This is a genomic window from Lysinibacillus sp. NPDC093216 (genome assembly GCF_050280325.1).
Classification (GTDB): domain Bacteria; phylum Bacillota; class Bacilli; order Bacillales_A; family Planococcaceae; genus Lysinibacillus.
This window is the reverse complement of sequence record NZ_JBNNVB010000036.1, coordinates 16,458-29,858: the sequence shown is the minus strand read 5'-3', so window position 1 is coordinate 29,858 and position 13,401 is coordinate 16,458. Positions and strand designations below refer to the sequence as shown.

The 13,401-nt window shown below is 38.0% G+C and carries 8 protein-coding genes; 7 read left to right on the top strand and 1 reads right to left on the bottom strand.

Annotation, left to right across the window (positions count from 1 at the left end):
- The first annotated feature begins 2 nt into the window (after nucleotides 1-2).
- The 7 genes from ACQKOG_RS24605 (at nucleotide 3) to ACQKOG_RS24575 (ending at nucleotide 10,684) form a co-directional block, all read left to right on the top strand.
- The gene (locus tag ACQKOG_RS24605; RefSeq protein WP_402872240.1) at nucleotides 3-662 is read left to right on the top strand and encodes an S-layer homology domain-containing protein; all 660 of its coding nucleotides are present in this window, start codon (nucleotides 3-5) and stop codon (nucleotides 660-662) included.
- Between the two features lie 307 nt (nucleotides 663-969).
- On the top strand, nucleotides 970-2,052 hold the full coding sequence (locus ACQKOG_RS24600; RefSeq protein WP_370078404.1) for an S-layer homology domain-containing protein: 1,083 nt from the start codon (nucleotides 970-972) through the stop codon (nucleotides 2,050-2,052).
- Between the two features lie 1,059 nt (nucleotides 2,053-3,111).
- On the top strand, nucleotides 3,112-4,035 hold the full coding sequence (locus ACQKOG_RS24595; RefSeq protein WP_370078402.1) for an NlpC/P60 family protein: 924 nt from the start codon (nucleotides 3,112-3,114) through the stop codon (nucleotides 4,033-4,035).
- A gap of 248 nt (nucleotides 4,036-4,283) precedes the next feature.
- Nucleotides 4,284-6,179 carry an N-acetylmuramoyl-L-alanine amidase gene (locus ACQKOG_RS24590; protein ID WP_370078400.1) on the top strand — a complete coding sequence of 632 codons (1,896 nt, stop codon included), beginning with the start codon at nucleotides 4,284-4,286 and terminating at the stop codon, nucleotides 6,177-6,179.
- Nucleotides 6,180-6,353: 174 nt separating this feature from the next.
- Nucleotides 6,354-8,282, top strand: a complete 1,929-nt coding sequence (locus ACQKOG_RS24585; protein ID WP_427448421.1) for an N-acetylmuramoyl-L-alanine amidase — start codon at nucleotides 6,354-6,356, stop codon at nucleotides 8,280-8,282.
- Nucleotides 8,283-8,463: 181 nt separating this feature from the next.
- Nucleotides 8,464-10,359, top strand: a complete 1,896-nt coding sequence (locus ACQKOG_RS24580) for an N-acetylmuramoyl-L-alanine amidase (RefSeq protein ID WP_427448420.1) — start codon at nucleotides 8,464-8,466, stop codon at nucleotides 10,357-10,359.
- The gene (locus tag ACQKOG_RS24575) at nucleotides 10,301-10,684 is read left to right on the top strand and encodes a hypothetical protein (protein WP_427448419.1); all 384 of its coding nucleotides are present in this window, start codon (nucleotides 10,301-10,303) and stop codon (nucleotides 10,682-10,684) included. The genes ACQKOG_RS24580 and ACQKOG_RS24575 overlap by 59 nt, the downstream gene beginning before the upstream one ends.
- A 423-nt stretch (nucleotides 10,685-11,107) precedes the next feature.
- Here ACQKOG_RS24575 and ACQKOG_RS24570 read toward each other — a convergent pair whose 3' ends face one another.
- Nucleotides 11,108-13,033 carry an S-layer homology domain-containing protein gene (locus tag ACQKOG_RS24570; protein WP_427448418.1) on the bottom strand — a complete coding sequence of 642 codons (1,926 nt, stop codon included), beginning with the start codon at nucleotides 13,031-13,033 and terminating at the stop codon, nucleotides 11,108-11,110.
- Between the last annotated feature and the right edge of the window lie 368 nt (nucleotides 13,034-13,401).

Sequence of the window (13,401 nt, the reverse complement as noted above, 5' to 3'; positions counted from 1 at the left end):
ACTTGTCGACTAAGAAGGTACATAAAGCATGGGCTTTTGCAACTGCGGCAGTAGTTGTTCCCTGTGTTGCAGCCATGCCTGCAGAAGCAGCTGCAATGCCATTTACAGATATAAAAAATAGCGGAAGCGAAGCAGAACTATACAAGGCAGTTAGTGAATTATATAGCCAGGGAATTGTATTTGGGACAACATCAACTACGTTTAGTCCTTATCAAAATTTAACACGAGGGGAAGCGGCATACTTTTTGGCTGAAGCTCTAAAATTGGAGACAAAAAATGTCGTAAATCCTGGCTTCAATGATGTACCGACTTCTCATAAATATTACGGGCATATTGCCGCGCTTGCTGAAAAGGGTATTATCCAAAAAGGTACAAATTATAATCCAGATCATTTTATTAAACGAAGTCAAATGGCAAAGATATTGACACTTGGCTTTAATTTACAGCAGGCAACAACATTATCTGCGCCTTTTTCAGATTTTACTAAAGATAATGAAACTAATAAGTATATTCAAACGTTATTAGATTATGGGATTACACAAGGAACTAGTGCGACAACATTTTCACCCTATACAGATGTTCGACGCGGTCAAATGGTTTTATTCCTGTACCGCACTTTGCAAAAAGCTGAAGACGATTTCTATATTATTAGCGTTGAATAAATGCGAAGACTCACTCTTAGGTTATTTTCAATCTTAGAGTGGTTTTTTAAAAATTATAAAGGTAAAATTAGGTAATAATGGAATGTGAGTATCTCGTAACTAAAGTCGGGTGTCGGACCGGTAGACCTTTAAACTGCGAATTAGAACGATGATATTGCTTTTATTCCCTCGTCACGTGGGCCATGAGGGAAATCAAACATGATACTGAAATGGATACGATTCCTAATTTGGTCGTTAGGAAAACATGTGGTGGCAAATTTGTTCCATTAGAGTACTATACATATTTTAAATGAAGGAGGAGGTAGCTATGTTTAAAAAAGTATCTAGTGTTGTTGGTATGTCTCTTATTTTGCTGACTACATCATATGCTGTGCCTCTGACAAACACATCTGAAGAAGTATTGGCAGCCAATATTGCAAAGGATGTTTCACAATCACATTGGGCAAAAAGCGCAATAGAACATATGCTAGAAAAGCATTATATGACAAATTATCAGGATGGCTTCTTTAGACCAGAACAACCGATTACTAGGGCGGAGGCTGCAGCTGCAATTGCTCGTTCCATGAAGCTAAAACTAGATACCGATTACACTCCTAATTTTACAGACTTATCAGCCAATCATCCGTACTATAAAGAAATTTGTGCATTAGTGGAATTAGGGATATTACAAAATGGTGATTACTTCAACCCTGATGCATCTTTACAGCGTGCACAAATTGCCAAAATGTTAACACTCGCGTATCAAATTGAAGTCGATTCTCAAAATCATAGTAAGTTTAGCGATGTTAATGAGGGACATTGGGCAAAAGACTATATTGAATCACTTGCAGATGTTGGTGTTATTAAAGGGATCAACGCACAGCAATTTGCACCAAATCGATTGGTAACACGTGCGCAATTTGCTTCTTTGGTTGAAAGAAGTCTCGACTTTTCAGCGAAGATAACAAATCTCGAGGTAGCCTACGACTATTTATCCAAGTCTTATATTCCAACAAAAAATTATTCACCAACCATGTCCAATGATGTAATACGATTAGTCAACGTCGAACGACAAAAAAGAAAGCTACAACCCCTAAACTATGATGCAGCTTTAACGCAAATTGCCGTTATTAAGGCACAAGATATGGTGAATCGACATTATTTTGAGCATGAATCCCCTTACTACGGAATGCCCTGGGATTTGGCAACATTATTCGATTATCCATACACGAGCTTAGGAGAGAATATAGGAAGAAAAATTCCAACATCCGAAGCTGCCGTCAAAGCATGGATGGCTTCACCAGCACATCGTGAAAATATTTTACGAGAAAATTACACAAATACCGGGGTAGCAATTGCAGTTGATAGCAATGGATATTACTATTGGGTGCAGTTATTTTCTAGTCAATAGCCTATGCGAAGCGGGATAGGGGATACCCGCGCGAAGCAAAGGCGAATACTCGCGGAGCAGAGGTGAATACTCGCGGAGCAGAGGTAAATACCCGCGAAGAAGGGGCGATTACCCGCGCGGAGCAAAGGCAAATCCCCGCGAAGCAAAGGCGAATACTCGCGGAGCAGAGGCGAATGCTCGCGAAGCGGAGGCAAATACTCGCGAAGCGGAGACAAATACTCGCGGAGCAAAGGTGAATACTCGCGAAGAAGGGTTGAATACCCGCAGAGCAGAGGTAAATACCCGCGAAGAAGGGGCGATTACCCGCGCGGAGCAGAGGCGAATCCCGCGAAGCAGAGGTGAATACTCTCGAAGCAAAGGCAAATACTCGCGAAGAAGGGTCGAATCCCCGCGGAGCATAGGCAAATACCCGCGAAGCAGAGGCGAATACTCTCGAAGCAAAGGCAAATACTCGCGAAGCAGAGGCAAATACTCGCGAAGTAGAGGCAAATACTCGCGAAGTAGAGGCAAATACTCGCGAAGCAGAGGTAAATACTCGCGGAGCAAAGGTGAATACTCGCGAAGAAGGGTCGAATCCCCGCAGAGCAGAGGTAAATACCCGCGAAGCAGGGGCGATTACCCGCGCGGAGCAGAGGCGAATCCCGCGAAGCAGAGGTAAATACTCGCGGAGCATAGGTGAATACCTGCGAAGCAAAGGCAAATCCCCGCGCAGAGCAAAGGAAAATCCCGCGAAGCATAGGCAAATACTGCGCGAACCCCTTACATCATTAAGAGGAAAATTGGATCGTAAATGCTCATATTTAACAGTTGAAAATTGAAATTACACTAAATCTTGTAATCTATTGTGACAAAGCGTAGCGAATATTACAGGAATGTTACAAAAATCCCGAATATCCATTATTTAATACCCATATTTTAGCGCTGATAAACCACGAAACGTTGGTATATCAGTGTTTTTTTGTGCTTTAAAAACCGTTACACAATTGAAAAGTTAAAATAGCATCTTTTATGATAGTCTATTTATAGGCAAAAAAGTTCTGAGAGGGGTATACCGAATATATGAAAAAGAAATGGTTATTACCGATTTTTGCATCTTTCATGTTATTTACAACAACTCAAATAGATAAAGCAGAAGCAGCTACAGAATCTGATGTTACTGATACAGCGTCAAAATATTTAGGTGTTCCATATCTTTATGGAGGTACAACTACTAAAGGGCTCGATTGCTCAGGATATACATCTAAAGTCTTTGCAGATTTAGGTATTGAATTAAACCGTACATCAGGCTCACAATATCAACAAGGTACTGCGGTAGCAAAGAAGGATCTTCAAGTTGGAGATTTACTATTCTTCAATACTAGTGGTAAAGGTGTTTCGCATGTATCTATTTACATGGGTGACGGGAAAATGATTCATTCACAAACAGGTAAAGGTGTTAGTTACTCAAATGTAGATGATCCTTATTATTGGGGTTCTCGTTACATTGGTGCTAAACGTGTAGCAACATTTGATAGTGAACAAGCAGAAGCTGTTAAAGAAGAAGTAAAGGAAGCTGCGATTGACTTTACAGTTTATGCTTCTCGTGCTGAAGTGGCAGTGCAAATTGCTAAAGCACTTAACTTGGATACATCCGATAAAAATACGAATTTTACAGACGTAAAACCAACAAATGAACATGCTGGTGCAATTGCTGCTGTATCGAAGTTAGGTATCTTTGCTGGTGATGGTAGTGGTAAATTTAATCCATCTTCACCGATAACACGTGCTCAAATCTCGAAAGTATTAGTACAGGCCTTCGGATTAAAGCAACAAGGCAATGTTGTAACATTTGCTGATGCTCCTGCAAATCATTGGGCAAATGAATTTATTTCAATTCTTGCTTCAAATGGTATTGCAGAAGGTATTGGAAATGGTAACTTCGGTTACGATGAGATGTTAAAAATTTCTCAACTTCAAACATTTATTGAACGCGCACAAAAATAACAATAATAATCAAATTCCGTATTACTTAGACAAGGGCTACGTTTAAAGTAATACATTGCAAGGAAGTTCTTTTATATAATGTATAAATTGAGGGGAGTTTGCACTTGCAGACTCTCTTCTTTTTATGAAATATACTAAAAATAGGGGTGATGCCTAGAGAACAGTGGAATAGTTACATTCGTATGATAGTTTTGTCGGTGCAGTTTTGCTAAAATGAACACGAGAACAGGAAGGGAGGAAATAAGACATTGAACCTCAAGAAAGTCAGTCTTATATTATGCGTCTTATTCATTTCAGCTTCTATGTTTACAATACATAGTGCCCAAGCAAGTGGTGGGTTTGTAGATGTTCCTAAAGATCATGAAGCGTATGAAGAGATCAATTATTTAGTTAGTTTAGGTGTTATTAAAGGATATACGGAAAACGGCAAAACGTATTATAAACCTTATAATAACGTAACGCGTGGACAAGTTGCCAAAATGGCTGTAATTTCTTCAGGTAACCAGCCACTAGTTGTCAATAAATCAAGCTTTTCCGATGTAAAAGTCGGCACAGAGCTTTCAGGCTATGTAGAACGCGCTATACAGCTTGGTTTCTTTAAAACAAATACTCAGGGGCAATTCTTACCGGATAAGCCTTTAACTCGTGATGAAATGAGTTATGTATTAACAAAAGCCTTTAAACTTGATACAAGTGAATATCAAAATATCGATTCTCCTTTTGTGGACGTAGGGATTACTCATCCATATGTTACATTTGTGAATACGATTTACTATAATGGTATTACAAAGGGAACAGGTCAAAATTATTATCCAAATAAACAAGTGACACGTGCGCAGTTTGCATTATTTATAGCGCGTGCGAAAAGTGAAAAGTATCGTTTAGAGCTACCAGTTAAAGGTGTAGGTGTACCTGATACAAAACAGGTCATTGGCTTAGTTTCTGTAACAACTGACGGATTAAATATTCGTAAATCAAAAGATTCTTCATCTACTGCTAATATAGTAGGTACAGTAAACAAAGGTGGTAAACTATCAGTCTATGCAGTTGAAGGGGACTGGTTAAAGGTTACTTATAAAGGTGCATTTGCTTATATTCATAAAACGTATGCACAGTTTTTAGACGCTGACGGTAACGCATTAGGGAATGTCCAAAAGCAAGTTACTGCAACACAAAATTTAAATGTTTACGTAAAACCAACTTCTTCATCAAAAGTTATTACAACAGTTAATAGCAAAACGAAATTACCAGTTTATAAGACAGTAAGTGGCTACCATCTAACTGTAGTAAACGGTATACCAGGCTATGTCGTGGCTAATAGTACAGAGGACGTTGAAGTAGAAAAACCTTCTAATCCAGATCCAACTCCACCAACAGTTTCTGGTGATGTATTAGGTCGAGTGACGGTTGACAGTTTAAATGTTCGCAAAGAAGCTAACTCAACTTCTACGGTACTAGGTAAGCTGAAAAAGGGCGAATATATTCAAGTAAACAGTATTAACGGTTATTGGGCACAAGTTACTTATCAGGGTCAAAAAGGGTATGTCCATAAATCATACTTAAAGCTACTAAATCAAAGTGGTAATCCATTGAAAAATCGAATTATCATTCTTGATCCAGGTCATGGTGGTAAGGACCCTGGAACTGTTTTAGGTTCTTATTCCGAAAAAGCTATCACATTAAAAGTCAGCACACTTGTGAAGCAAAAGCTAGAGGCTGCAGGTGCGAAGGTATATATGACTCGTACAGGGGATACGTATCCTTCATTACAAGACCGCGTTGATTTTACAAATGCTAATTACGGTGAAATCTTCGTAAGTGTCCATGTAAACTCAGCAGCAAATACTTCTGCACAAGGTACTGAAACATATTATGCAATTTCAACAGGTGATATGTATCAAGAAGACATTGATCTTGCGACATTTGTAAATAATCAAATTGTTAATAACTTAAATATGAAAAATCGTGGTGTTAAAGAAGAGCAATACTATGTTATTCGCAACACGATTATTCCAGCCATCTTAGTCGAGCTAGGCTTCCTAACAAATGATGAAGACCGCGGTAAAATGACGACTGATAAATATGTTGAGTTATTTGCTGATTCTATCTACAAAGGAATTTCACAATACTACGCGAAAAAATAATAAAACGGGCTACATTGTTCAATATGAACGATGTAGCTCTTTTTTTGATGCTTTCAATACTATGATAATTCTATTATTTAGAATTTAAGTTGTAACAGTTTCATCTATAAGATAGTTTTACCTGTGAAATTTTGCTAATATTAATGGTAGAACAAGAAGGGAGGAAATAAGACATTGTATTTCAAAAAAATTAGTCTTATCTTATGCGTCCTTTTCGTTTCTGCTTCAATATTTACAATACATAGTGCACAGGCAAGTGGCGGTTTTGTAGATGTTACGAACAAGGATGACGCATATGAAGAAATCAATTATTTAGTTAATTTAGGTGTTATTAAAGGGTATACAGAAAAGGGCAAAACGTATTATAAACCTAACAACACCGTAACGCGTGGACAAGTTGCCAAAATGGTTGTTGTTGCTTCAGGTAACAAGCCACTAGTTGTCAATAAATCAAACTTCTCAGATGTAACAGCCGGCACAGAGCTTTCAGGCTACGTGGAACGCGCTGTACAGCTTGGTTTCTTTAAAACAAATATCAAGGGACAATTCTTACCAAACAAACCTTTAACTCGAGATGAAATGAGTTATGTGTTAACAAACGCGTTTAAGCTCGATACAAGCGAGTATAAAAATATCGATTCTCCTTTTGTAGACGTAGGTATAACTCATCCGTACGTTTCATATGTGAATACGATTTACTACAATGGTATTACAAAGGGAAGTAATCAAAATTATAATCCCAATGAACAAGTGACACGTAAACAGTTTGCATTATTTGTAGCGCGTGCCAAAGAAGAAAAATATCGTTTAGATATCCCTGTTAAAGGTGTAGCTACACCTGATTCATCACAGGTCATTGGCTTAGTTTCTTCATCAACTGACGGATTAAATATTCGTAAATCCAAGGATTCTTCATCTAATGCTAATATTGTAGGAACTGTCAACAAAGGTGGAAAACTATCAGTCTATGCAGTTGAAGGAGACTGGTTAAAAGTTTCCTATAAAGATGCCTTTGCTTATATTTATAAAACGTATGCACAGTTTTTAGATGCAGATGGTAACGCATTAGGAAATGTTCAAAAGCAAGTTACGACAACACAAAATATAAATCTTTACGTAAAACCAACCTCTTCATCAAAGGTAATTTCGACTGTGAATAGTAAAGTGAATTTACCTGTTTATAAGACGGTAAGTGGTTACCATCTAACTGTAGTGAACGGTGTACCAGGATATATTGTGGCTAATAGTACAGCGGATGTTGAAGTAGAAAAACCTTCTACTCCAGATCCAACTCCGACTCCAAATCCAAAACCAGATCCAACACCACCAACAGTTTCTGGGGATCTATTAGGTCGAGTGACAGTTGATAATTTAAATATCCGCAAAGAAGCTAACTCTACTTCTGCAGTAGTAAGTAAGCTAAAAAAAGGCGAATATGTTCAAGTGAACAGTATTAACGGTTATTGGGCTCTAGTTACTTATCAAGGTCAAAAAGGGTATGTCCATAAATCTTATATAAAGTTATTAAATCAAAGTGGTAATCCGTTGAAAGATCGAATTATCATTCTTGATCCAGGTCATGGTGGTAAGGACCCAGGAACCAATTTTGGTAAAACTATTTTCGAAAAAGACATTACATTAAAGGTTAGTACTATAGTCAAGAACAAACTGGAGGCTGCAGGGGCAAAGGTATTGATGACACGTACGGGTGATACATTCCCTACTTTACAGGGGCGTGTAGATTTTACAAATGCTAATTACGGTGAAATCTTCGTAAGTGTCCATGTAAACTCAGCAGCAAATACTTCTGCACAAGGTACTGAGACATATTATGCAGTGACAACAGGTGATATGTTTAAGGAAGATATTGATTTAGCGACATTTGTAAACAATCAAATCGTAAATAACTTAAATATGAAAAATCGTGGCGTCAAAGAACAGCAATACTATGTAATTCGCAACATGCTAATTCCATCTATCCTAGTCGAACTGGGCTTCCTATCAAATAATGAAGACCGCGCTAAAATGACAGATGATCAATATGTTGAGTTATTTGCTGATTCTATCTACAAAGGAATTTTGGAATATTACACAAAACAATAATAATGAAAAGCTACATCGTTCAATAGTAGACGATGTAGCTCTTTTTGTTTGATTTAGCACTTTGCGCATTATGATCATTGTGAATTAGACTTCTATTATTTAGAATTTTAGTATAATAATAGTTTTAATTGAGAAATTTTGCTAAGATTAGTGGTAGAACAAGAAGGGAGGAAATAAGACATTGTATTTTAAAAAAATTAGTCTTATCTTATGCGTCCTTTTCGTTTCTGCTTCATTGTTTACAATACATAGTGCACAAGCAAAAGGCGGCTTTGTAGATGTTACGAACAAGGATGACGCATATGAAGAAATCAATTATTTAGTTAATTTAGGTGTTATTAAAGGGTATACAGAAAAGGGGAAAACGTATTATAAACCTAACAACACCGTAACACGTGGACAAGTTGCCAAAATGGCTGTTGTTGCTTCAGGTAACAAGCCATTAGTTGCTAATAAATCAAGCTTCACGGATGTAACAGCCGGCACAGAGCTTTCAGGCTACGTGGAACGTGCTGTACAGCTTGGCTTCTTTAAAACAAATATCAAGGGACAATTCTTACCAAACAAACCTTTAACTCGAGATGAAATGAGTTATGTGTTGACAAACGCGTTTAAGCTCGATACAAGTGAGCATGAAAATATCGATTCTCCTTTTGTAGACGTAGGCATTAATAATCCGTACGTTTCATATGTGAATACGATTTACTATAATGGTATTACAAAAGGAAGTAATCAAAATTATAATCCAAATGAACAAGTGACACGTAAACAGTTTGCGTTATTTGTAGCGCGTGCAAAAGAAGAGAAATACCGCTTAGATATCCCTGTTAAAGTTGTAGCTGCACCTGATTCATCACAGGTTATTGGCTTAGTTTCTGCAACAACTGACGGATTAAATATTCGTAAATCAAAAGATTCTTCATCTACTGCTAATATTGTAGGAACTATCAACAAAGGTGGAAAACTATCAGTCTATACAGTTGAGGGAGATTGGTTAAAAGTTTCCTATAAAGATACTTTTGCTTATATTTACAAAACATATGCGCAGTTTTTAGATGCAGATGGTAACACATTAGGGAATGTCCAAAAGCAAGTTGCGACAACACAAAATACTAATCTTTACGTAAAACCAACCTCTTCATCAAAGGTAATTTCAACTGTGAATAGTAAAGTGAATTTACCTGTTTATAAGACAGTAAGTGGTTATCATCTAACTGTAGTGAACGGTGTACCAGGTTATATCTTGGCTAATAGTACAGCGGACGTTGAAGTAGAAAAACCATCTACTCCAGATCCAACTCCACCAACAGTTTCTGGTGATGTATTAGGTCGAGTGACGGTTGACAGTTTAAATATCCGCCAAGAAGCTAACGCTACTTCTGCGGTAGTAAGTAAGCTGAAAAAGGGCGAATATGTTCAAGTGAACAGTATTAACGGTTATTGGGCACAAGTTACTTACCAAGGTCAAAAAGGGTATGTCCATAAATCTTATTTAAAGTTATTAAATCAAAGTGGTAATCCGGTAAAAGATCGAATTATCATTATTGATCCAGGTCATGGTGGTAAGGACGTAGGAACCCATTACGATAAAATTTACGAAAAAGATATAACATTAAAGGTTAGTACTCTAGTAAAGGATAAACTAGAGGCAGCAGGTGCAAAGGTATTGATGCCTCGTACTGGAGATACATTCTCCCCGCCACAAAAACATGTTGACTTTTCACATGCTAACTACGGCGAAATCTTCGTAAGTATCCATGTGAACTCAGCAGATAATACTAAAGCAAAAGGTACCGAAACGTATTACGCTAAAACACCAGGTGATATGTATCAAGAAGATATTGAGCTTGCGACATTTGTAAACAACCAAATTGTTAAAAACGTAAATATGGAAAATCGTAAGGTCAGAGAAATGAATTACATTGTAGTTGCAAATACGAATATTCCAGCCATTTTAGTCGAGCTAGGCTTCCTATCAAATAAAGAAGACCGTGCTAAGTTGACGGATGATAAATATATTGAGTTATTCGCTGAATCTATCTACAAAGGGATTTTGGAATATTACTCAAAACAATAATAATAAAGAGCTACATCGTTCAATAGTAGACGATGTAGCTCTTTTTGTTCGATTAGTAGTATTAAAAGTGATTTTTTCATCGCAAAAAAGCGATCTATCAGCGATTTGGTATTTTAGCGGCGGAAAACACGAGTTTAGCGGCGAACCGGGCACTTTTAGCGGCGCAATTCATGGGTTTAGCGGCGAACTGAGCACTTTTAGCGGCGCAAAACACGAGTTTAGCGTCAAACCGAGCACTTTTAGCGGCGGAAAACACGGGTTTAGCGTCGAACCGAGCACTTTTAGCGGCGGAAAACACGAGTTTAGCGGCGAACTGCACTTTTAGCGGCGCAATTCATGGGTTTAGCGGCGAACTGAGCACTTTTAGCGGCGCAAAACACGAGTTTAGCGGCGAACCGAACTTTTAGCGGCCGAAAACACGAGTTTAGCGTCGAACCGAGCACTTTTAGCGGCGGAAAACACAGGTTTAGTGGCGAACCGAGCACTTTTAGCGGCGCAATTCACGAGTTTAGCGGCGGAGTACACGGGTTTAGCGGCGAACCGCACACTTTTAGTGGCGCAATACACAGGTTTAGCGGCGAACTCACTTCAAGCGGCGGAAAACACGGGTTTAGCGCCGAACCGAACTCCACACAGCGCAATACACGAGTCTACCGGCGAACCGAACTCCAACCTGCGCAATACATGGGTTTACCAACGATATAAAGCATCCCAAACAGCGCACTAAAATCAACTTTCACCTTAATAGCTATTTTGAATTTGCGTAAAGTGTTCTATTTACGAATTGAGCAAAGTTTTGACGTGTTACTGTACCATTTGGTTTAAATGTATTATCGGCATAGCCTGTAGTGATGCCAAGTGCATATAAGGCTTGAACATCTTTATAATATGCATGAGATGTCGGCACATCAGAGAAAGTATTTTTCGTATAACCTTGTAGCTTGAAGCCGTTGACAAGTGCTCGTGCCATGGCAGCGCGGGTCATTGGCTGGTGGGCATTGATTTTGCCATTTTCTACTGCAATAATGCCGTAGCGTAGGCCTGTTGCTAAAACAGCATAGCCATAATCACCTGCTTTGATGTCACTTGCATTTAAGGTAGCTGAGCTGGATGCTGGAATCCCTAATGCTCGTAAAATCATTTCTGTTGCTTGTAGGCGAGTTAATGTACCTTGTGGATTAAATTTTCCATTCGTTCCTTTCACAATGCCTAGTGCATATAAGTTTTTAATATCATAATAGGCACCATTCGACGAAGATACATCTGAGAAGAATGGAGCGGAAGCAATTGTCGCTTTGTTGGAACCTTTTGCGCGTGTGAGCGTTTTAATTTCTGCAATCGTTGCAAATTTTTCATCAGCATTTTTGCGATCATCGCGCCCCTCTATAAAGGATGTACGTATCGTATATGTTCCGGTAGCTAAATCGCCAGGCATAGAAATCTGATATTTTTCCGCATGCGTACTAATGTCTTTTTGATCAGCATTGTTTGTTGAGGAATCCGCAGCAAGTCCTGGAATGTAACGTTCATGTCCATTACCAACAACTTTATCGTTTGCGTCTAAAATTTCTACTTTCAATGTACCGCGTGCAGGCACATTACCATTGTTTTTAACCGTTACAGTGGAGTAGAAAACGAATTTACCAGACGGTGCTACATAACTTTGCACCCCGTCAGAGTAAAGCGAAAGGTTATAACGGCGGGGCACATAGCCATTATGTTTTTCGGCTACCCAATTTAAAGCATGCTTCATAAATACTTGTGCATCTTTGTCACCATTAGTTGTTGAATAGGCAGCACCATTTTCGTTATCTTGCCAATCCGTTTTATCATTAATATTTATATAATCATAGATTTTGAATCCAATTTGAACAACTCTGCCTTTGCCGTATTCGATCGCATGGGCTGCGCCAAATTCATTTTTTTTCATTGTTTTAGGTTTGTCTGTGTAATTGTAATCTGAGAAATATAAAATAGGTGTTGCAGATCCACCTTGCCAAGGCTTCATGACTTCTACCCAATCACGATCTGTTTTTGTTAGATTAAGCTTGCTTTTGCCAAGCTCTTTTGTTGTATTTTGAATAATTGGATGAATAGTATTTATATTGCTTATTGCAGAGTTTCCTATCACAATATCGTCAATAAAACGGGAATTGAAGACTTCAGTTAAATTATCCCACTCCATTACCCAAGAATCGACATCGTAGATCAATGGAGAGAGATCCATTTGACCGAGTTTAGGGAATTTTGCGGATTCATTACGGGCTGTTTGGAAGGCAAAAATTGCACCACCGCCATTTCGAACGTATATTTTGACATTTTCGCGTTGCTGATGATTCATCATGACTGTATAGGCAAAGACGATTGCATCATATTGACTTAAATTTTCTAAATTATTTAAGTCTTTCTCATAAATTTTCTCTACTTGGAAACCTTGTTGCTGATAGAGAAGAAAAGCTTTTAGTTCCTTATTATATGTGGAGCTATAGTCAACCTTTTCAGAAATAAGTTGGCCATTAAATGTTCCACTAGGGTGTGTAGTATTGGCATATTTTTCACTACTTTCAGAGAAAACGACACCGATTTTCTGTGCAGCTTTAGCTTGTGTTGGTGCTAAAAAAACTACGAGCATAAAAGAGCATGCTACGAGTAGTGAAACGAATAATTTCTTCATTAAATCCACATCCTTATTTTTGTATTTTTCTTCAATTTCGCGATTGCGTCCTATTTTGAATTGTGCTCAAACCGTGAAATTTGCACTACTTATTTATCATACAACTAAATAATGGATAAAACATTAAAAATTGGTTGTTTATATGGCGTTTTGAATTAGATTGTCGATTAATGTGAGGCTAAAATTGTGTTGTCCAGAGCGAAGAGGGACAACTGTTGGGGAAACTTACGTAGTAGATTTTGGGTATAAACTCATAATTTAGGAAAAAAGAAAAACATTGCATAATTATATATAAAATCAATTCATTCCTTTCTATAAGTCTACCTGTATTTATGATATAATAACTCTTGTTTTGCTTAGTAAATAAA

Coding starts and splice junctions, on each gene's coding strand:
- ACQKOG_RS24595 (WP_370078402.1), top strand. CDS start 3,112: ATGAAAAAGAAATGGTTATTACCGATTTTTGCATCTTTCATGTTATTT.
- ACQKOG_RS24600 (WP_370078404.1), top strand. CDS start 970: ATGTTTAAAAAAGTATCTAGTGTTGTTGGTATGTCTCTTATTTTGCTG.
- ACQKOG_RS24570 (WP_427448418.1), bottom strand. CDS start 13,033: ATGAAGAAATTATTCGTTTCACTACTCGTAGCATGCTCTTTTATGCTC.